Genomic DNA, 19,542 nt, shown 5'->3' with positions numbered 1-19,542 from the left:
CATACAAGAAGGCAATTCGAGGTAGGATTGACCTCTAAAGGCTTAAATCCGCCGAGCCGTCAGTGCACCGCTGTCGTGTCGAACGGTTTCATCCCATGAGGATTCATGCTGTTACGGTAGATTGCCGTTGCCTGGGTGCGGTTATGGGCGCGCAATTTGCGGATCAGATTGTGCACGTGAACCTTGACCGTGTGAATCGACAGAGTGAGCCGGTCAGCAATGATCTTGTTCTGCAGGCCTTCGGATAGAAGCTGCAATATTTCGTGCTCACGCAATGTAAGTGTCTTGACGGGCCAGGCGCGGCCAGCTGCTGCACGGTCCGGTTGGCTTTGACGCTGCGGCACGCTTACGGGAAGCACGCCAGCTGTTTTTTCCATCGAGCGTATGACATTGGAGGGATAATAATCGCCGCCATTCAGCAACAGCCAGACCACCGCCAGCCACACGTCGAGTTTCAAGTTGAAAGGCAAGAGACCCTGGATCGTCTTGCTGTCGAAGAGTCGGGTAAACTCCTGAATCGATGCGCTGTTCTCATCGATCATCAGCGTCACGGAAGCATTCGGGAAACGCATCTTGCAACGGGCGATGCAATCGACGACGTCCACCGCAAAATCGGCGTGGAGCAGGACGAGGCCTACATCGCCGTCTTGAGTATCCGGGTCACCGATGCTGTTGGCCAGGCTGACCCGGATATCCGGGAATGTCCTTTGGAGCGACTGCATCAAACCCTGGAACACAACTCCGGCTTCGGCATAAATGAAAATGCCGCTTCGGAATTTGGTCCCGCTCTCAACCGGGGATCCCTGCTGGATATGGTCAGTTCCCATACGCGCAACTGTCACACTCATGTTCACACCCTACGCTACCTGATTAAAGAAGTAGTCCCCTTGTACTTGTCTTATTGGAAAGAGATTTTTGAAAGGCCTACTTCAATTCTGTTCTATGCTGCAAATACTTGCGGATCAGCGAAGCTAATTAACCAAACGTGACGCGACCGTGACGCAGAGAGGTCACAGGACTGTCCAGAGCTCATTTTTAATCAGGATAAGCCTTTATACGCGTGATTCCATTAGTCCAAAGGGACATTGGCAAGAGACTGAGGCTCATCCATCAGGAGGAAGCGCTTCTCACTTCTCCTAAATGGTGCGTCTTCAGGGAGGGCGCTAATCTCCATGAAAAGCATTCCGTACAGCCGTGACGAGGTGAACACATCTCGCACAGGGGATGCATATCAACTGGGGGTGTGTCTTGTTTGTTTGGATCACCAATTGTCTAGCGGCCCTGGCAGTCAGCGCCTTGCTGATCGTCGTGCTGAAGAATGTCGCGCACGCATGGTCACTTGTGGACTATCCTGACAGGCGAAAGCTGCACGATGGCGTAGTGCCCCTGTGCGGCGGCATCGCTATTTTCGCGGCATTTGCGATGGTCATGCTCGTTCTCGGAAACGCAACTCTGCTTCCCTTGACCTTCTGGGCCGGCCTGCTGATCACAATGTTTGTCGGCATTGTGGATGACCGCAATGAACTCTCGGCGGTCAAGCGCCTTGCGGCGCAATTCGTTGCGGCAGTCATTCTGGTCAATCCCCTTTCGGGATCGACCATTGTGACCGGCATCGCACTTCCGCCTGCCCTTCTGAGCATTTCTTTCCCGCTCCTCACGGTCGTGGCCATTTTGTTCGTCGTAGGCCTTATCAACTCCTGGAACATGATCGATGGCATAGACGGACTGGCGGGCGGGAGTGCGGCCGTTGCGCTCTTCTGGCTCGCTGTGATTGCGGCCTGGAAAGGCGCTGGCGACCTGGTACTCCCTACAATCGTGCTTTTGGCTGCCGTCGGCGGCTTCCTTGTGTTCAACATGCGCAGCCCCTGGCTCTCGCGGGCCAAGATATTTCTCGGAGATGCGGGCAGTACGACACTTGGCGCGGTAATCGCCTATCTGGTGACCAGCCTTTCCACGCACTCGCACATCGCTTTCTCGGTGCTCCTGTGGATCGTTGCCGTACCAGTCATCGATACGCTCAGCCTTATCGTGCGGCGACTTTATGCGGGCCGCAGTCCGTTGGCGGCCGACCGGTCCCACCTGCACCACCTCCTGCTCGACAGATCGATCCCGCCGCGCACGACAACGAATATCATTCTTGCAGCATCGGCGCTCTGTGGTGCTATCGGCTGCTTCGGCATCATGATCGAGGCATCGAATTATCTCATGACCGTCGCCCTGCTGATACCGCTCGCTGTGCATTCCGGCTTTGTATTTGTGACGAGCGAGACCGGTACGGAATGGGTTCAGCAGTCCCATTCGGTGGCGGTTGCACAGCTGGCACCAATACCGCCAGCGCCCATGCGCGCGGAAATCATGAGCCACACGGCAACGCCGCAGAACGCCAACAACAACCCCGGCATGTTCTCGGACGCCGTTTAAGTCAGTCACAAGCGTGGAGTGATCCCTTGTCAATATCCGTTCTGATCATGACCCTGAATGAAGAAGACAGCTTGCCGGCTTGCCTGGCATCGTTGACCTGGTGCGACGATATCGTTGTCCTCGACTCCTACAGTACCGACCGCACCCTGGAAATCGCCAAGGCGGCCGGCGCACGCATCTTCCAGCACAAATACGAGACCGAAACGAAACAGCGTATGTATGGGCTGAAAGAGATCGAATTCAAGCACAAGTGGGTTTACATGCCCGACGCAGACGAGATCACTCCGGATGATCTGCGTGACGAAATGCTGGCTATTGCGGCCGATCCCGATAGGCCTGAAGCAATGTTCAGCGCGCGCTACAAGAACATGTTCATGGGGCGCTGGATCAAGCACAGCAGCCTTTATCCGACGTGGATTACACGACTATGCCGCCCGGAACGCATTCAGTATGAGCGTGAGTGCCACTCACGCCCCGTCGGAGACGGACCGACCGGACGTTTGAAGTCTCACTTCGTTCACTACAGTTTCAACAAGGGAATGACCGCCTGGTTCGACAAGCACAATCGCTATTCGGGATTTGAAGCGCGCGAATCGCTACAGATCCTGCGCAGCAAGAAAATTCCGTGGACCTCCTTCTTCAGCGCAACTCCGGAAGCCCGGCGGCGTGCACTCAAGGAGTTGTCCTACCGGGTACCGTTCCGCCCGGCGGCGCGGTTCGCCTATATGTATTTTCTCCGTGGCGGCTTCCTCGATGGCTGGCAAGGCTATCATTACTGCCGGCTGATCGCGTCCTATGAATATATGATTGTCATCAAGATGCGGGAATTGCAGCGGCGAGAACTCGGCCTTTCCGTATGACTTCTGCGCAAACTCAACCCGCAGCAACAATCCGGCCACGCTCAGCGCGCCTGCAGTCGCGGATGTGGCTGTTTGCAGGTCTGAGCCTTGCGGCAGCATGTCTTGGATCGGCCTTTCCGCTGGCTCTCCTTCTTGCCAACCCGCTGCTGACGATCCGGGATCCGATTGCCAAGGCTGACGTGATCGTCGTTCTTGGCGGCGATGGGCCCTCGCGCGCTGCCCGCGCCGCTGGTCTTTGGCTCATGGGTGTCGCGCCGAAGGTACTCGTCAGCGGAGACGGCGATTGTTACTGGATAAGGGAAGCGATGATCGACCGGGGGGTCGACAGAAAATCCATTACCGTCGAATGCCAATCGGGAACGACTTGGGAGAATGCGGTTTTCTCTTCGCCAATTCTCAAGCAGATGCATGCTCGAACCGCCGTTCTGGTAACGAGCTGGTATCATTCACGCCGCGCTATGGCGAGCTTCGAGATGGCGTCGCAAGATATCCACTGGATGTCTGTTCCAGTAGAGCCCCGCGAGCCACTACGAAAAATCGCCTTTGGTCCGGATGGAATTCAGATCCTGAAAGAATATCCAAAGACTGTCTGGTATTCTATTCGCCGGGTACTTGGCTTGGAGACAGACCGCGTCCCTGCTCCGTTCCCCTCGCGGGAGGCAAGAGCATGAATTGGCTGGTGACATGGCTGATGCTGGCTACAGTTCTCATGCTCCTCGCATGGGGAATGTTACGGCGCGAAAGGATCTATCAATTTCCTTTTCTGGTCGGCGTGATCACATTTGCCTTCATTCTTCCACAGATTCCGGGCTTGGCTGACGATCGGTTTCTTCCGGAAGGTGGATATGCCAAGACGATTGCCTTCACGATCGTCTGTCTTGCGATGTGCTGGTTAGGGTGGTCCTCCAATGCCAGGCCCTTCAGCTTCTTTCGTTGGGATTTCAGGGAAAAGCGCCTTCTGATGGCCTCGTTCTTCTTCTCCGTCACGGGAGCGTTTTTTTACTACAAGCTCAGCCGGCTACCGGGAGACGTGACGGTTGGGGTACAGATGAGTGGAGCTCCGGTTGCATACCTGTTTTTTGCAAGGTTCATGAACTATGGAATGGCGATTGCCGTTCTCTGCTTCGCCCGCCGCTATTCGTGGACTGCCGCTTTCATCATCGGCGTCGATCTGATCTTTTATTTCGACCGTATCGTCGTGACGGGCAAGCGGGCCGAAGCCGTGGAACTCGTCATGATGTTCGCCCTGGCGTTCTGGTTCTACAGGGGCTGGGTCGTACCTCGGACAATCATGTTGGGCGGCGTCCTTGCCGGTACGTTATTAATGAACAGCATGAGCGACTATCGCACCATAACGAGAGCGAACTCGTCGCCCGCGTGGCAGGACATTGCCCAGATAAACGTTGCCGCAAACTTCGATGATCTGTTGAAGAGTGGCGGTCCCGAAATGCGTAACGCCATTTGGCGCATCCATCACACGGAAGAAACCTTCGACTTCGACTATGGCAAGTTCCATTGGAACAGGCTCATCTTCAATTACGTACCAGCGCAGCTTGTAGGTTCGAAGATCAAAGAATCGCTCATGATGGAGATGCCCGCCGCGGCGCGTGACTACGATCCACTGACAGGCACGACCGAGACAGGGATGGCGGATGCGTTTCAATCGTTCTGGTATTTGGGCGCACTGAAATTTCTTCTTCTGGCCTATGTAATGAGCCGCTTGTGGGCCTCGGCAAAGAGCGGAGAAATGTCGGCGCAACTCGTCTACATCTTCTCCATCGTGCCTGCCATTCATGCCATATCACACCAGACGGACTGGGTTTTGACTGTTTGGGTGCACATGCTGATATTCCTGCTTCCAACATTGGCATGGTGCCGAAACCGCGCACCGGATATTCACCCATACTATTCTAGAATGGCTCATTCCCTTGCCTTTGGCGCATCCCGGTAGGAAAGTCATACTATGCGATCACGCTATAGCGATCCGACATTCGACAATACCGCACAGCCGCTGCCGCGCATGGGTGGGGCAACGTTTGCTTTTCGCTTCCGGCTCGTGAGGTTATTTTGGGCGGCCTGCTGGACATTGTTCGCAGCGTGGACGCCTTCGTTCTTCAGCCCCTGGCGGGGTTGGCTGCTCCGGCGTTTCGGAGCCCGCATTCACTCCACCGCAATCGTGCGCAGCAGCGTCAAGATATGGTGGCCGGGAAACCTGACAATGGGACGGCATTCGTCCATGGGACCTGGTGTCATCTGCTACAATGTCGCCGAAATCACGATCGATGACTTTGCCATCGTGTCACAACGCTCGCACCTGTGTACCGGCACGCACGATGTCAATGATCCGGCGTTTCCGTTGAAGAGCAGGCCAATTTCGATCGGCTCCAATGCCTGGGTTGCGGCCGAGGCGTTTGTCGGACCGGGTGTAACCATTGGCGAAGGAGCGGTACTCGGGGCCAGAGGCGTGGCCTTCGGCAAACTGGAGCCATGGACCATTTATGCAGGAAATCCGGCCAAGCCAATCAAAGAACGCAGCCGGGATGCGGCAATTCAATGATCCGCCGCGGCTACGAGCGTGTTCTGCCCCGGTAACATGGTGCGCTTGCCTCTTCCAACTGAATTATAGCCCTGGATAAGCACTTCAGCGATGCGCGGCCATGTGTAGTTCTCGCGAACAAGCCGCTGTCCGTTCTTTCCCATCGTCGATGCCATTGTGGGGTCATCAAGGACCTGTGCAAGCGCATGCGCAACATCCACCGGATCGAGACGAACGACTATGCCGGCATTGGCAGTTCCGACCTCAGGAAAGTGACATGCATCGCTGATCACGGAGGGCAGGCCGCATGCGAGAGCTTCGGTGATCGCGATACTAAAGCCCTCCTGGCGGCTCGGAAGGCAAAAACAGCCGGCATCGACCAGCGCGCGCAATTTGTCCCTGCCATAGATGGGCCCTGTCAAATGAACGCGATCCGAAAGGTTCAACTGATCGATCTGGGCCACGAAACTCTCTCGCGCACCGCCATCCGGTCCTGCAACCACGAGATCGGCGTCGGGATGCGACGCGGCGATCAGGCTGAAAGCCGTTCCGAGAATATCCAATCCCTTCTTGGTATGCAGCCGTGACAGAAACAGAATGATACGTGTTCCCTCACGCAGGGATAACCGCTCGCGAAAATACCCCTTCTGCGGGAGATCGGTGAACTCCTCGAGGAAAATGCCGTTTGGAACTGTGAGATTGGGCACTTTCAAATGAAGGGGCTCTAGGAGCCGGGCTTCGTCGGCATTGAGCGTCACCAGAAAGTCTGCCTGATCGAGCATCTTCCGGTACCCCAAAAACAGGGCAACGCGCTTCTTCAGCTGCTTTTGCTTCATGCTCCATGCGTCGAGCATGCCGTGCGGTTGGATGCAATATGGTATCTGCTTTTGTCTTGCGATACGTGCGGCGCTCCTGAGGACGGGCTCCCACACACCATGAATGTGAACGAAGGAGGCGCCCTGCAGCACCTCGCGCAACGCCTTGGCGCCATCGACGCACAGCAACTGCTCAATCCGGCCTGGATCGTCAAGCAGGTGCCACTGAATATGCGAGAACAGGGGCACATCGTGAGCAGATTGGAATGCACGCTGTCGAACGTCGGCGCCGCCATAGCTGACAATGTGGACATCATTGCCAAAGGCCGACTGGGCTGCTGCCAAGCGCACGCAACTACTTTGAGGGCCGCCTTGGGATGGGTCTATCGAGGAAATAACGTGTACTATCTTCATGCGACACGCCCCGTGGATGCATGTGGCTGCCCCGGAAGGATAGACAATGCCCCGAGCAACCGTTCACCGTATCGCTTCACGGTGAAATCCGCAGCGCGCTCGACAGCACTTGCGGACATCGCCGCGCGCATCCCCGCATTGTTCGCCAGGACAGAAACAGCCTTGGCTATCGCTTCACTGTCACGAATAGGAACTATGAAACCGTCAATTCCGTCCCGTACGATGCTTCCCGCGTTTTCAGTGCAAATCACCGGCAGACCGGCCGCGAGCGCTTCATAAATTGCGGTGGCTGATCCTTCGCATATGGAAGGAAGCAGAAAGACGTCTGCCCATGCATATTCGGCTGCCATGTTCCCGCGTGGTACGATCCCGCGCAGTTCGACGTTCTTGGAGAGTTGCGCCGTGATGGCTTCAGGAAGGTTGCTAGGGCCCGCCATTCGGAATGTTGCGGATTTTCCAACCAAACGCGCTGCTTCTGCGACATAGGGAGAGCCTTTGCGCAAGCCCACCTGCCCTACCGTCAGCACGCGCAACGGACCGCCAATCCGAATGACGTCCTGAGCCGGGAACTGCGGATCGACGCCATATGGGACGAGGACGCACCGTTCTGGCCTGCCACCGCGCGCTATGACGTTGCGAAGAACGAACTCGGAGGGGCATACAATGATGTCCGCAAGTTCCCACTCTGCTTTTTCGCGTGATGCAAAGATACTGGCGTGCTGATTGACCATGTGAGGGCCGGCCCAATCTGGAAAACTTTGTTGTTCTCTGGCGACCAGTTCCTCGACCACGTCTCGAGGCGCGATCATCTGTTCGACTGCAGTCCACATGCCCTGCTGTTTCGCGGCGGCCATCTGTTCCAACGCGTCTCCGGCAAATGCATAGAGACCGGCCGCACCATGAAAGCCGCTATCAGCGACAAGACGCGAGAACTCCGAACCTGCCCAGATGGCGTGGTTCGTCTCGTCGATTACATTCGTCAAACGAAGGCGGAGTATGGCGGAGCGAACACCAAAACCCGGAAAGGTTGAAATCAACTCGGGGTCCACACCCTTTGGCACACGACCGACAAGGCGCTTTACGGACGACGGAAGCATGCGCTTCGGCAATCCGTTCACAACACGCGGCCAGCCTTTCGTTGCGCAGATATCCGTATAAAAGTGAGCAAGCTGCCCTTCGGACGCGAAGATGCGCGGCACCGCGTAATGCATGCGCGCGCCCAACTGACTGACTACGACGGTGCCTGTCATTCTGCAGGCCCGTAAGCCGAGGATTCCGTCGTCAGTACCGTTTGCTGCTTGAAACGGAGCATTACCTCCGACCAGGCGCTGACGGCATTTTCACGCGAGTACATCGTGTCCAGAACACGTCTTGCTTTTTCCCCCATTTGCATGCGGCGCTCTGGAGCGTTTTTCATATCGACAATCAGGTCCGCGAGTTTCCCGCCTTCCCCGATTTCGACTGCCGCACCGCAATCTGCCGAGGCGACGACGCGCGCCACCTCGCCGTCACGATCCCCAATGAACAGCGTCGGCCGACCGGCGGCCAGAACTCCGTAGAACTTGCTTGGCACAATACAGTGCTCCAGTCGGGGAATAAGCGAGACGATATGTGCGTCGGCGGCGCTCAGGCTCTCGGCAATGTTCTCGGCGGGCTGGAGCGGTTTGAAAACGACATTCTTAAGTTCACGATTGCGAACGATTTCCTCCACGTGATCGCGCCGTTGGCCGCCGCCAATCAGCAAGAACTGGATTTCGTCATGATCCTTCAGGAGAACCGCTGCTTCAAGCAATGTCGAAAAGTCGTGGGCGCGGCCGAAATTGCCCGAATAGCCGATAACGAACTTGTCCTGCAGCCCCCAAAGGGTTCGCAAACCATTGGCTGCTGGTGCGACAGGATAAATCTCTTCACCATCAGACCAATGATGCATGACCGACACGTCGCTCAAGCCACGGTCGCTGAGGTAGGATGCCATCGCCGCTGTGGGACAGACGATCATCGCCGATTTGCGCATCGACCAATCGCGCATGGCTCTGCTGATGCTGCCCGACACGCTTTTGTTCGGGAGAACACCGAGTTCCATTGCGACTTCCGGAAAGAGATCCATGACCCAGTTGATCATCCGCGCGCGGCGCCAGCGGATTGGCAATGCGGTGGTCACAGAAAGCAAAGGAGGATCCGTACAGACAACGCAGACGTCGCCGCTCTTGAGGTTGAGCAGGCACCAGACGAATGCGGATATATGGAACGTTATATAGTCGATGATCCTGCCAAAGATGTTACTGCGGCCAAATCTGGTGGCCCAGAGGCGTTCGACCTTGAGGCCTGCAACCATTTCTTCGGCCGGCAGTGTGACATTGGAATGATCGTGAAGCGTTCGGCTGGCGATAGCAGTCACTTCAAAACCGCGCCGAGCCAGCGCGATCGCAAGTCCCGAGACCATACGGCTCGTTGCTGATTGATCAGGATAGAAATACCGGTTCGCGAAAACAATTTTCATATTGGATGCCTCAACCCAGGGCCGTCTGTCAGACACAGATTCTTGCTTTTGAGTGTGGCAGTTCCGGACCGGCACGAACAAGTTCAACAAAGGCACTACGGTTACGCGCGGTAGCCCGCCCAACCTACGCCTTACGGAGAAGTCCGGGCGGATTCTCGCTCCTTTTAGCGGCTCCGGCTTGCCCGATAAGCCTCGTATTCCCTCAGGTTGGGAGCCGGTCCTATCCCTATTGCCGAAGTGTTTCCCGATGGGCGGCATTTATAGTCAACGGGAGTGGCTGGGCTGGTTCGTCTCGTCGGAGAGACGCCGACAAGCGCGAACCAAAACCTGCACTGAATGAACGAGATCGGGAAACGACGAATGACCGCGAAAACCGCATTGATCATTGGCGTTACGGGACAGGACGGCGCGTACCTGAGCGAACTGCTGCTCAACAAGGGCTATATCGTCCATGGTCTCAAAAGACGATCGTCTTCCTTCAATACGGCTCGCATCGACCATCTGTATCAAGATCCGCACGACGACGATGTTCGCTTCCGGCTGCATTTCGGAGACCTGACCGATGCGACCAACCTTTGCCGCGTTGTGCAGGAAGTTCAGCCGGATGAAATTTACAATCTCGGCGCACAGAGCCACGTGCAGGTCAGTTTCGAAACGCCGGAATATACCGCCAATTCCGATGCCCTTGGCACGCTTCGCCTGCTTGAAGCCATGCGTATCATGAAAATCGAAAAGACCTGCCGTTTCTACCAGGCCTCGACATCAGAGCTATTCGGCAAGAGCGTCGAAGCCCCGCAAAGCGAAAAGACGCCGTTCTATCCGCGCAGTCCCTACGCTGCCGCGAAGCTTTACGCCTATTGGATCACCGTCAATTACCGCGAAGCCTACGGATTTCACGCATCGAATGGCATCCTCTTCAATCATGAAAGCCCAATGCGCGGCGAAACCTTCGTGACGCGAAAAATCACCCGCGCGGTCGCTGCCATCGAGCTCGGGTTCCAGGACAAGCTGCGGCTCGGCAATCTCGACGCAAAGCGCGACTGGGGTCACGCCAGGGACTACGTCGAGGGCATGTGGCGTATCGTGCAGCATGAAACTCCGGACGATTTTGTTCTTGCGACCGGCGAAACGCATACGGTTCGCGAGTTCGTCGAGAAGGCCTTCGGCAACGTGGGCAAGGAGATCGAATGGTCTGGGGCCGGCGTCGATGAGATCGGTTATGACCGGAAGTCCGGCAAAGAGCTGATCGAGATCGATCCCCGTTATTTTCGGCCGACTGAAGTGGAGCTGCTGCTTGGGAATCCCGAGAAAGCCCGCGAGGCGCTCGGCTGGAAACACACGATCTCATTCGAGGAGCTGGTCTCCGAAATGGTCGAATCCGACATGCGCAACATGATGCGCGAAGAAGGGCGAAATGATCTCTATGGTTGAGCAAGATAATCACTCCTTTGACCTCCGGCACAAGCGCGTATGGATAGCAGGGCATTCCGGTCTCGTGGGATCGGCGTTGACGCGGCGACTGCAGTCGGAGGGGTGCGAACTTCTGACGGTTTCGCATGATGACCTCGATCTGACGCGGCAATCGGAAACGGAAGAGTGGATGGCTGATGCACGTCCTGATGCCATCTTCATCGCAGCCGCAAGAGTTGGCGGCATCATCGCGAATTCTACGTATCCGGCAGATTTTCTTTACGACAATGCCATGATCGCCATGAACATCATGCGAACGGCGCACAGGCTTGGCGTTCAGAAACTGTTGTGGCTTGGATCAAGCTGCATCTTTCCGAAGTTTGCAGAGCAGCCGATTCGAGAAGCGTCCCTGCTGACCGGGGCGCTCGAACCGACCAACGAAGCCTATGCAGTTGCGAAGATTGCCGGCTTGAAGCTTGCCGAAGCCTATGCCCGCCAGTACGGCCGAAAGTTCATCACGGCGATGCCGACCAGTCTTTATGGCCCCAACGATAATTTCGACCCGCAGAACTCTCACGTGCTGCCCGCCCTCATCCGGAAGATGCATGAAGCCAAGATGTCGGCAAACCCCACGGTGGTTGTATGGGGTACGGGGACGCCAAAACGGGAATTTCTACATGTCGACGATCTGGCCGACGCGTGTGTCTTCGTGATGAAACACTACGCCGACGTGGAATTCATCAATATCGGCTCCGGCGAGGAGATCTCCATTCATGATGCGGCAGTCCTGATTGCACGGATCGTTGGTTACGAAGGCTCGATCGTTTTCGACACATCCAAACCTGACGGAACGCCACGAAAGCTGCTGGATCCGACACGGCTGCAGAATATGGGTTGGCAGCCAAGCATCGGGCTCGAGGCAGGATTGACCGACGTTTACCTGCGCTGGCAGCAATCCATGCTTGCTCCTTATGACGCGGCTCCGCTCACCTTGGCAGCCAAATAGGCTCAAGCCACAGCCCAACAAAGAAAACAGCCAGGCGAACCTGGCTGTTTTCTTTTGTACGAAGTCTCTCTACCCGTGCATCAACCCGGCGCGTTGATACTGTTTGCTGCCACGTCCTTCGGCACAGTCAGCTGTGCACGCAGAATGTCGCCGGCCCTGATCGGATCATGTTCTGTCAACTCGGATTCCTGATACTCGCCATTGACAATACGCGCGACCGAGAACGTCAGTTTCACCGTTTGATCTCGCGTTGTCGCACGCTGGGCAGTCGCACCGATCTCCGCCATTGTTTGCACAATGAAGGCCAAGCGCTTCTTGAGACGGATAATGTCGATCTCGATATCCCGCAACTGGTTCGCCGCCTCGTTTGCCCGCTGCTCATTAAGTGCAAGAAGCCGCTGTCCGATGGCGTTTTCATTTTGCCGGGCGCGGGCGAGGAATGAACCGAACTCGAGTGCATCGCGGCGCATCGCAGAGAGTTGCCGCTGGCTGTCACGCAACGTCGATTGAGCTGTGAGCCCCTGAGATACGAGTTTCTCCGATGATCCAACATTCTGCTCCAGGAGCGAAATTTCCTCGTTGCGCAGCTTCGTGCTCTTTTCCAGCGTATCGATTTCTTCGCGATAGTTTTGTTTCTGGTCCTGAAGCGCCTTGGCTTCGCTGCGCAGTGCAGACAGTCTGAGATCGTATATCCTGCGTTCGGATTCCACGACGTGCTGGCGTGCCTGCAGATCGTCGGTGACAATGTCCTTGTCCAGAACGTATTCGAAGGGCTTCTCGTCGAGTTCCGCCTGCAGTCGGGCACGCCTGACATCCTGGGCGAACAATTGCAGCGATGTATCGGAATAGTCCTGACGCGCACTTACCAGTTGCGTCCCGGCCGTATCCATCTTGTCTGCCGCGTCTTTCAGACCACCGCTCAACGCAAACAGCTCGAGTGCGATCATGCCCGGGCGGAATTCGTACTTGCCCGGCTTCTGGACGTCTCCGATGACGAAAACCGGTGCATATTCCTTCATCGCAACGGAGACGGAAAGACCGGGAATGTGCTGGAGCAGCCCTGTGCTGATCGTATTGCTGATCTCGGTCATGGTGCGGTTTGCAACGGGAACATTGCCCAAAATGGGATATCCTATCGTCCCCTCGACGCTGACGGGAAACGTTCCGGACAGACCTGCGTCGCCATATACCGTAACCAGGAGAACGTCGCCGGATACTACCTTATAAGGCTCTTCCTCTGCCGCCCAACCAGACGACATCATCGGCGACAACAGGATCAACGACGACAGCGCACACGCGGTTAGCAGCCTGTTGGCGCGGAGTACCAGTGGCGGGCGCTTGTTCTTTTGTTCGTTCAACATTGTGAACCTCATACCTTTGCAGTGGTAGTCGGGCGGGCTTTCGTATAGCCGGCGATTTTCTTGACGACCTGCCCCGAGACAAGATGGGTCGAGGCAAGCGGCGCCCTCAACGAAACCGGGCGGCTGTGATGATCGCTATTGAGAACTATGCCACTGACCTTTCGCCCGTCTGCACGTAATCTGGTTATTGCCGTGATCACGTCCTCCATCTTGGCGGTATCACGACGCACGACCAGAACCGTGGTGTCCGCCAGCGATGCAGCGCGTATCGCATCTGCGCTGTTTGAGAGAGCCGGTGTGTCGATAAGGACGATATCGTACTGCCGCTTGAGCTGGGCGATCAGCTTGCCAAACTGCTCATGGCCAAGAAGGAATTCCGCCGGCACCTGGCAGGTTTGCGTCGCCACGAAATCGATAGACGATTCCGGGTCGTGCTGGACGGCTGCTTCGAGCGTGTGCCGCCCACGAATTACCTCTTCGAGATAAGGACCGAACTGATCGCCGAACTCATGCGCGACCATCGGGTTTCTGAAGTTGGCATCAACCACGATCGTCCTGATCCCTGTGGCAGAAAGCGATCTGGCAAGTCCAGCGACGACCAGGGTCTTTCCCTCCTGATCCCCGGCCGATGTTATCGCAATTGCGCGTGCGGCCTTGGTTGATGCCGACAGCAACAATTGTGCCTGGAGATCCGCAATTGCGCGGCCAAAGCCTGAATTGCCGTCCGTAACCATGCGTGCTGCTTCTTTTCTCTCGCGGACCGACAATTGCGGTATGCGCCCGATGATCGGCAACCGTGCTGCTGCTTCCAGAGCAGTACTCGAGCGGATGGACTTGTCCCGCATCTCTCTGAAGAAAGCTGCTGCCATGCCGAGGCAAACGCCACTAATTCCGCCCAATGCAAGCCATGATGGCAGGTGCGGGCTGACCTTTGACATTGCCGGGACGGCTTGCGAAATCATCCGTGCTTCGGCGGTGGCGATGCCATCCTGCTCGATGGTCTGCTTGTAGCGTGTCAAATAGCTCTCGTAGATCGCACGGTTCGCCGCGGCTTCACGATCGAGCTGGTCAGCCTGAACACTTGCCTTGTTGGCCGTCGACATGCTGTCCTGCAGTTCTTTCAGATTTGCCTCAACCGACGCCTGCTGAAGATGCGTGACATTGATCTCGTTCCTGAGGCTATCGAGAATTTGCTGAACTTCGACGCCGATCTGGGTCTTGAGCGATTCGAGCTGGGAAGTCAGTTGCGGCAACTGCACGCTCTGGGTGGCGCCGCTTTCCCTGATCTGCTGTATCTGTCTTTCGATACGGGATTGTTCAGTCCGCAACGCCAGGATGGCAGGTGAACTCAGGATTTCAGACAGGGCAACGCCCGAATTGTTCTTGGACGCCTCGATCGCCGTCGACAGCCGGGCTTCGGCACCTGCAAGCTTGCCGCGCAAGGTGGCAAGTTCAGCATTGAGCGCTGCTATCTGCTGAGACTGGAGCGTCATGCCGTTTGCCTTCACCAGTCCGGATTTCTCACGGAAATCGGCCGCGGCGCGCTCCGATTGCTCGAGCGTAGCGCGAAGACTGGTGAGCTTGCCGCCCAACCATTCGCTGACCCGGCGTGTAGCCGATGTCTGCAAGTCGATCTGATAGTTGAGATAGGCCTCACCGAAGGCATTGGCGACAGCGGCCGAATATTCAGGATTGTTGGCCTGGTAGCTGATATAAATAGTATAGGACCGGCCGTCGTTGACAACGTCGAGGTTGGACAGAAGGCGGTCGATTCGCATCCGATCCGACGGGGCCGATGCATCGCTGGCAACGGCCACCCTTTGTTCGGGGGGTATCATATTGCCGCTTGGGTCAAATCCTTGACCATCAAGATCCGCCAGCACCTTCTCGGCCATGGACCGTGAACTGATGATGTCCAGCTCTGTTCGTAAAACAGGGCTTTCCTGCGGGAGTGGCGACACTACCGATTCATTGGGAAGTGCCTGCAACTTGCGAACGTCAAGCGCGAGGATCGCTTCAGAACTGTACTTGGCCGGCTTTGCCATGTAACCCAATATCGCCAAGCCGATGCACAGGGCGATGGCCGACAGAACTGTAGGCCACCTGTTCATCAGAAGCGCAAGGATGCGCGATAGCGGCATCCCGCCCTCGGAAGGCAAAACTTCAGAAACGATCATGATTAGTACCTCTGAAAATCAGATATCGAGTGGCCGACCTTTGTCCGGTCAGAATCTGGATTCATGCGGAATCATGTCGCTGATCTTGTATGCAACCTCGGTCCGGTTCGTGGCACCCAGCTTTTTCATGATGTTGCGGATGTGAACTTTCACCGTGCTTTCGCAAAGGTTCAGTTCGTAGGCGATGATCTTGTTTGCCTTGCCGCGCCGAAGACCTTCAGCAACTGCGGACTGTCGTGCGGTAAAGGATGTCGTGATGTGACGGAACTCGTCGCTTCGACCACCAAGCAGCTTGCGCAGGCTCAACACACTACTTGCTGGGACAAACTTCCCACCGGCGATCGCGAGCTCAATAGCCTGCATGCAAATCTCGATACCAACGGTGGTCGGTATATATCCGCGTACGCCAAGCTCAAGAGCCTTCAAAATGAATGTTAGATCATCATTGTCGGCGACGACGACAACGGCCGCAGTTTGAAACGTTGCAACGAGCTCACTAATCTCGGCAGTAAGATTGGCGTCATCCAGCGTTCGATTGCCCGTGTTTATCAACACCGCGCGCAGATTTGATATTTCTTTTTTAGATGCCTGCCATTCTTCCAAACTGCCGAACGTAAATACTTTGAGGCCTATATGATGATTGATCAAGGCCTGTGCCAGGCATTCGCGTTCGAGAGCGCGCTTGTCTACAATCGCCAAGTAGTCATCAGGACTATATTTTTGGAATTGACGATTGTCGTTATACCTATCGGACGATTGCTGATTGTTATTTACGATGATCTCACGATCAGTTGGTTCTAATTCGCTTTTGCCCAAGCGGGATGGATGAGTATTCTCCATTTTATTACCCCAATTTTTATCTTTTGTTGCGAGTTGATCTATTGAACGCGCATAAACACGTCCAGCCGCACTTCTTTTTCACGATTATTAATTTACGCTCTTTATTTGTTAGTGTCTTTAATCCTCTTATAATTCCTTCGATGGCGAAAAAATCCGCGGCCTAGCCAGCTATAGCCCACCTCCATAAGCTGGATTAATTCGTGGCAGGCGCTTATTAGTACATTCTCCGCAATTTCGATGCTCAACTAAGCACATAAGAAAAAGTTTATACTTTAGAATATTGCAAAACTGCGCTTTTGCCCGTCAGCCGAGCAGCGATTCGCTGCCTTTTTCGTGGGTGATTCGGGTGGATTCGGAGACGTTGCGCGTAATCTCAGCCGGCGTGGCCGATACGGCCTGCATCAACCTATCGACAATGACAGCTTCCGGTTGGTGAAGGCTTCAGCAAAACGCTCTTCCGCACGGCATTCCATGCCGCGGAGCCGGGCTAAGCCCGTGAATGTCAGTTCGTCAAACCAGTCCTTGGAACGCTGCGTGCCAAAATGCTCGAGAAGAAGTTGTGTTTTCCGGTCCATGATGCGAGCTGTGAGCGGCATATAGGTATTGTGCTGCGCCAGGTCGCCATCCCATTTGGGAATCTCGTATTCCAATACAAGATGATCGCGAAAGACGTTGGTGGTAAGACGATTGACTTCCCGGTGATCCTGATGCGCATCATCACGCGCGTGGGTAAAGATCACGTCCGGAGAGATCCGGTCGCGCACGCTATTGAGCCAATGCTTGATGGTGCGGGATTGATCGGGGAAGTAACTGTCTTCAAAGTTGGCAAGTTCCACCCTGCGTGATGCTGCGCCTTCAAGGAAGGCCAGGGCGGACGCGTTCGCTTCGCTTGCACGGGCGCCGGACGCGCTCAGCACGCACCAATGAACATCAAGCAGCACGCCATCCTCGATGAGTCGCAGGATTGTTCCCCCCGCTCCGATTTCGATGTCGTCCGAATGAGCTCCCAGACAGAGAACGGAAAGGCGCTCTCCGCGCCTTGCCAGAGGCAATTGCCTCATAGCGATTTTACCAGGCGGATGTTCGAGCCGTCCTTCAACGCTCCATGGGCTGTCCAAGGCATTTCCCCGCGTTCAACCATCTCCTGCAGCGCTTGCCAGTCGCGCAGAGTGTCCATTGAACGCCAGAATCCTTCGTGCTTGTAGGCCATCAGCATATCGTCTTTTATCAATCGGCTGAAGGGTTCGAGTACGAGTTCCTCGGACTCGCGCATATAGTCGAATATCTCGCCGCGGAAGAGGAAGTAGCCGCCATTTATCCAGATGTCGGACCGGTCAGAGGAGCGAAACTCACGAACGCGTCCGTCTTCAGCGATATCCGCCAGATGATAGGTGAGCGGCGGCCGTACGGCGAGGAAGCAGGCGATTTTTCCGCTGGCTTCGAACTTCTCGATCATATCGTCGAGGTCCACATTGCTGAGGCCGTCGCTATAATTGGCGAGGAAGATTTTCTCGTTTTTCACCTGGTCGCGTACCGCCCAGAGGCGCTCGCCGATATTGCGCCAAATACCTGTGTCGATCAGCGAAATCCGCCAATCCTTCTGCGATTCCCCGAGCACCTCAACATTGCCATCGCCCGTGACCACGCAGTCGGAGAATGTCTGCGGCCGGCAATTAAGGAAGAAGTCCTTGACGACATTGGCCTTGTAACCAAGGCAGAGGATGAAATCATCGTGCCCGTAATCGGCATAGTACTGCATGACATGCCGCAGTATGGGCTGGGATCCCAGCGGGATCATCGGTTTAGGAACGTTCTCCGAATATTCCCGGATGCGAGTGCCCATGCCGCCACAGAACAGAACTACTTTCATGGCTTGAGCTCCTTTGGGTCGATGACCGCTACACCTGGAATGGGGACAATGAACTTGGCGCCCCATTCCTGCACATGCCGCATCTGCGCAACGATTTCGTCCTTGAGATTCCAAGGCAGGATGAGGATGTAGTCGGGTCTCTTCAGATCAATCGCTTCAACCGGTTCGATCGGTATATGCATGCCCGGCGTATAGCGGCCGTGCTTGTAGGGATTCCTGTCCACCGTGAAATCAAGGAAATCTGTTCCGATCCCGCAGTAGTTGAGCATTGTGTTGCCCTTGCCGGGCGCGCCGTATCCGCAAATAGTCTTCCCCGCCTCTTTTGCAGCGATCAGGAAGGACAGGAGCTCGCGCTTCACCTTGCGGGCGTTCTCGACAAACGAAGTATATACCTCGATCCGGTCGAGACCCGAGTTGATCTCGTTGTTCAATACACGCTCGACGCTGGACTGGGTTGGACGCTCGCTCTCCAGATGCGCGAGGTGCACGCGCAACGAACCGCCATGCGTCACCAATTCCTCTACATCGATGATCTTCAATCCGTGCCGCTCAGCCATAAGCTGGATCGTGAGGAGCGAGAAATAGGAGAAGTGCTCGTGATAGATCGTATCGAACTGGTTTTCCGCGATCAGTTTCTCGATATGAGGAAATTCCAGCGTGATAACGCCTTCAGGCTTAAGAAGAATTTTCATGCCGGCAACGAAATCATTGAGATCCGGCACCTGGGCAAGCACATTGTTACCGGCGATCAGATCTGCCCTCAGACCTTCTCCGACCAGCTCCCGCGCATATCTTTCGCCGAAGAATTCCACGCGAGTCGGGATGCCCTTCTCAACCGCTACCTTGGCGACATTGGCTGCCGGCTCCACGCCGAGCACGGGAATATTCAATGGAAGAAAGTGCTGAAGCAAGTAACCGTCATTGCTGGCGAGTTCGACGACAAGGCTGTCACGGCCAAGATTCAGCTGCTCGGCCATCTGATGACAATATCTCTTCGCATGCGCGACCCAGCTCGTGGAATAGGAAGAGAAATAGGCATATTCTTCGAAGATAGCTTGCGGGCTGACATACTCGTTCAACTGTACAAGCAGACATTCCTCGCACACGAAAACGTGGAGCGGGTAGTAGGGCTCCATAGTGTCGAGCAACTCACGCGGAACGAAGCTCTCGCAAGGAGGCTGCATTCCAAGGTCGATGAAGGTGTGTTTCAAACCGGTTCCGCACAGGCGGCAGGAGTGCACCTTATCGCCTGGGCGTTCTGCCAACAAAACAGCATTGGTTTGAATGTTCATGCCTTCGCTCCTGATCATCACGTGTCATCACCTGCCGCGC

General features: G+C 55.7%; 17 protein-coding genes. 7 read left to right on the top strand and 10 right to left on the bottom strand.

The genetic code is table 11. The features are described 5' to 3' along the window. Nucleotides 1-59: 59 nt before the first annotated feature. Nucleotides 60-848 (bottom strand): helix-turn-helix domain-containing protein, encoded by a 789-nt coding sequence (locus CU100_RS05300; protein WP_106715440.1) that lies wholly within the window; start codon nucleotides 846-848, stop codon nucleotides 60-62. 400 nt (nucleotides 849-1,248) lie between these two features. Between CU100_RS05300 and CU100_RS05295 the strand changes: the two genes are divergently transcribed. From CU100_RS05295 to CU100_RS05275, 5 genes are all read left to right on the top strand, one after another. Continuing rightward, nucleotides 1,249-2,421, top strand: a complete 1,173-nt coding sequence (locus CU100_RS05295; RefSeq protein ID WP_170113734.1) for an MraY family glycosyltransferase — start codon at nucleotides 1,249-1,251, stop codon at nucleotides 2,419-2,421. Between the two features lie 26 nt (nucleotides 2,422-2,447). Then, a complete protein-coding gene (locus CU100_RS05290) occupies nucleotides 2,448-3,281 on the top strand; it encodes a glycosyltransferase family 2 protein (RefSeq protein ID WP_106715438.1) in 834 nt (277 codons plus the stop codon). Nucleotides 3,282-3,343: 62 nt separating this feature from the next. Next, nucleotides 3,344-3,952, top strand: a complete 609-nt coding sequence (locus tag CU100_RS05285) for a YdcF family protein (RefSeq protein ID WP_106716021.1) — start codon at nucleotides 3,344-3,346, stop codon at nucleotides 3,950-3,952. Then, complete coding sequence (locus CU100_RS26735) at nucleotides 3,949-5,232, top strand: hypothetical protein (protein WP_245418922.1); 1,284 nt, start codon at nucleotides 3,949-3,951, stop codon at nucleotides 5,230-5,232. Before CU100_RS05285 ends, CU100_RS26735 begins: the two co-directional genes overlap by 4 nt. Nucleotides 5,233-5,244: 12 nt before the next feature. Then, nucleotides 5,245-5,838 carry an LbetaH domain-containing protein gene (locus CU100_RS05275; protein ID WP_106715437.1) on the top strand — a complete coding sequence of 198 codons (594 nt, stop codon included), beginning with the start codon at nucleotides 5,245-5,247 and terminating at the stop codon, nucleotides 5,836-5,838. Here the strand turns inward: CU100_RS05275 and CU100_RS05270 are convergent. Genes CU100_RS05270 through CU100_RS05260 form a run of 3 tightly spaced genes read right to left on the bottom strand, consistent with a single transcriptional unit; the run spans nucleotide 5,832 to nucleotide 9,546 of the window. Further along, on the bottom strand, nucleotides 5,832-7,046 hold the full coding sequence (locus tag CU100_RS05270) for a glycosyltransferase (RefSeq protein ID WP_106715436.1): 1,215 nt from the start codon (nucleotides 7,044-7,046) through the stop codon (nucleotides 5,832-5,834). The genes CU100_RS05275 and CU100_RS05270 overlap by 7 nt on opposite strands. Further along, nucleotides 7,043-8,296 (bottom strand): glycosyltransferase family 4 protein, encoded by a 1,254-nt coding sequence (locus CU100_RS05265; protein WP_106715435.1) that lies wholly within the window; start codon nucleotides 8,294-8,296, stop codon nucleotides 7,043-7,045. Before CU100_RS05265 ends, CU100_RS05270 begins: the two co-directional genes overlap by 4 nt. Next, nucleotides 8,293-9,546 (bottom strand): glycosyltransferase family 4 protein, encoded by a 1,254-nt coding sequence (locus tag CU100_RS05260; protein WP_210280709.1) that lies wholly within the window; start codon nucleotides 9,544-9,546, stop codon nucleotides 8,293-8,295. Before CU100_RS05260 ends, CU100_RS05265 begins: the two co-directional genes overlap by 4 nt. 360 nt (nucleotides 9,547-9,906) lie before the next feature. Between CU100_RS05260 and gmd the strand changes: the two genes are divergently transcribed. Continuing rightward, a complete protein-coding gene (gene gmd / locus CU100_RS05255; RefSeq protein ID WP_106715434.1) occupies nucleotides 9,907-10,977 on the top strand; it encodes a GDP-mannose 4,6-dehydratase in 1,071 nt (356 codons plus the stop codon). Next, the gene (locus CU100_RS05250; protein WP_245418921.1) at nucleotides 10,961-11,962 is read left to right on the top strand and encodes a GDP-L-fucose synthase family protein; all 1,002 of its coding nucleotides are present in this window, start codon (nucleotides 10,961-10,963) and stop codon (nucleotides 11,960-11,962) included. The genes gmd and CU100_RS05250 overlap by 17 nt, the downstream gene beginning before the upstream one ends. Before the next feature lie 80 nt (nucleotides 11,963-12,042). Here the strand turns inward: CU100_RS05250 and CU100_RS05245 are convergent, their stop codons facing one another. From CU100_RS05245 to CU100_RS05220, 6 genes are all read right to left on the bottom strand, one after another. Then, nucleotides 12,043-13,323, bottom strand: a complete 1,281-nt coding sequence (locus tag CU100_RS05245) for a polysaccharide biosynthesis/export family protein (protein WP_245418920.1) — start codon at nucleotides 13,321-13,323, stop codon at nucleotides 12,043-12,045. A gap of 8 nt (nucleotides 13,324-13,331) precedes the next feature. After that, nucleotides 13,332-15,500, bottom strand: a complete 2,169-nt coding sequence (locus CU100_RS05240; protein ID WP_106715432.1) for a GumC family protein — start codon at nucleotides 15,498-15,500, stop codon at nucleotides 13,332-13,334. Between the two features lie 48 nt (nucleotides 15,501-15,548). Continuing rightward, on the bottom strand, nucleotides 15,549-16,340 hold the full coding sequence (locus CU100_RS05235; protein ID WP_106715431.1) for a response regulator transcription factor: 792 nt from the start codon (nucleotides 16,338-16,340) through the stop codon (nucleotides 15,549-15,551). Between the two features lie 401 nt (nucleotides 16,341-16,741). Beyond that, nucleotides 16,742-17,401 (bottom strand): PIG-L deacetylase family protein, encoded by a 660-nt coding sequence (locus CU100_RS05230; RefSeq protein WP_106715430.1) that lies wholly within the window; start codon nucleotides 17,399-17,401, stop codon nucleotides 16,742-16,744. Next, complete coding sequence (locus tag CU100_RS05225) at nucleotides 17,398-18,210, bottom strand: sugar phosphate nucleotidyltransferase (protein ID WP_106715429.1); 813 nt, start codon at nucleotides 18,208-18,210, stop codon at nucleotides 17,398-17,400. Before CU100_RS05225 ends, CU100_RS05230 begins: the two co-directional genes overlap by 4 nt. After that, entirely contained in the window at nucleotides 18,207-19,502 is a 1,296-nt protein-coding gene (locus CU100_RS05220) for a class I SAM-dependent methyltransferase (RefSeq protein ID WP_106715428.1), read from the bottom strand. The genes CU100_RS05225 and CU100_RS05220 overlap by 4 nt, the downstream gene beginning before the upstream one ends. Between the last annotated feature and the right edge of the window lie 40 nt (nucleotides 19,503-19,542).

It is taken from the genome of Phyllobacterium endophyticum, from assembly GCF_003010935.1.
Taxonomy (GTDB): Bacteria; Pseudomonadota; Alphaproteobacteria; order Rhizobiales; family Rhizobiaceae; genus Phyllobacterium; species Phyllobacterium endophyticum.
The sequence above is the reverse complement of the archived record's forward strand: the minus strand, read 5'-3'. Positions and strand labels throughout refer to the sequence as shown.

What these genes read in the sequence shown, in the direction of transcription:
- CU100_RS05240 (WP_106715432.1), bottom strand. Translation starts at nt 15,500, where the DNA reads ATGATCGTTTCTGAAGTTTTGCCTTCCGAGGGCGGGATGCCGCTATCG.
- CU100_RS26735 (WP_245418922.1), top strand. Translation starts at nt 3,949, where the DNA reads ATGAATTGGCTGGTGACATGGCTGATGCTGGCTACAGTTCTCATGCTC.
- CU100_RS05235 (WP_106715431.1), bottom strand. Translation starts at nt 16,340, where the DNA reads ATGGAGAATACTCATCCATCCCGCTTGGGCAAAAGCGAATTAGAACCA.
- CU100_RS05300 (WP_106715440.1), bottom strand. Translation starts at nt 848, where the DNA reads ATGAGTGTGACAGTTGCGCGTATGGGAACTGACCATATCCAGCAGGGA.
- CU100_RS05260 (WP_210280709.1), bottom strand. Translation starts at nt 9,546, where the DNA reads ATGAAAATTGTTTTCGCGAACCGGTATTTCTATCCTGATCAATCAGCA.
- CU100_RS05230 (WP_106715430.1), bottom strand. Translation starts at nt 17,401, where the DNA reads ATGAGGCAATTGCCTCTGGCAAGGCGCGGAGAGCGCCTTTCCGTTCTC.
- CU100_RS05250 (WP_245418921.1), top strand. Translation starts at nt 10,961, where the DNA reads ATGATCTCTATGGTTGAGCAAGATAATCACTCCTTTGACCTCCGGCAC.
- CU100_RS05285 (WP_106716021.1), top strand. Translation starts at nt 3,344, where the DNA reads ATGTGGCTGTTTGCAGGTCTGAGCCTTGCGGCAGCATGTCTTGGATCG.
- CU100_RS05220 (WP_106715428.1), bottom strand. Translation starts at nt 19,502, where the DNA reads ATGAACATTCAAACCAATGCTGTTTTGTTGGCAGAACGCCCAGGCGAT.
- CU100_RS05225 (WP_106715429.1), bottom strand. Translation starts at nt 18,210, where the DNA reads ATGAAAGTAGTTCTGTTCTGTGGCGGCATGGGCACTCGCATCCGGGAA.
- CU100_RS05275 (WP_106715437.1), top strand. Translation starts at nt 5,245, where the DNA reads ATGCGATCACGCTATAGCGATCCGACATTCGACAATACCGCACAGCCG.
- CU100_RS05270 (WP_106715436.1), bottom strand. Translation starts at nt 7,046, where the DNA reads ATGAAGATAGTACACGTTATTTCCTCGATAGACCCATCCCAAGGCGGC.
- CU100_RS05245 (WP_245418920.1), bottom strand. Translation starts at nt 13,323, where the DNA reads ATGTTGAACGAACAAAAGAACAAGCGCCCGCCACTGGTACTCCGCGCC.
- CU100_RS05265 (WP_106715435.1), bottom strand. Translation starts at nt 8,296, where the DNA reads ATGACAGGCACCGTCGTAGTCAGTCAGTTGGGCGCGCGCATGCATTAC.
- gmd (WP_106715434.1), top strand. Translation starts at nt 9,907, where the DNA reads ATGACCGCGAAAACCGCATTGATCATTGGCGTTACGGGACAGGACGGC.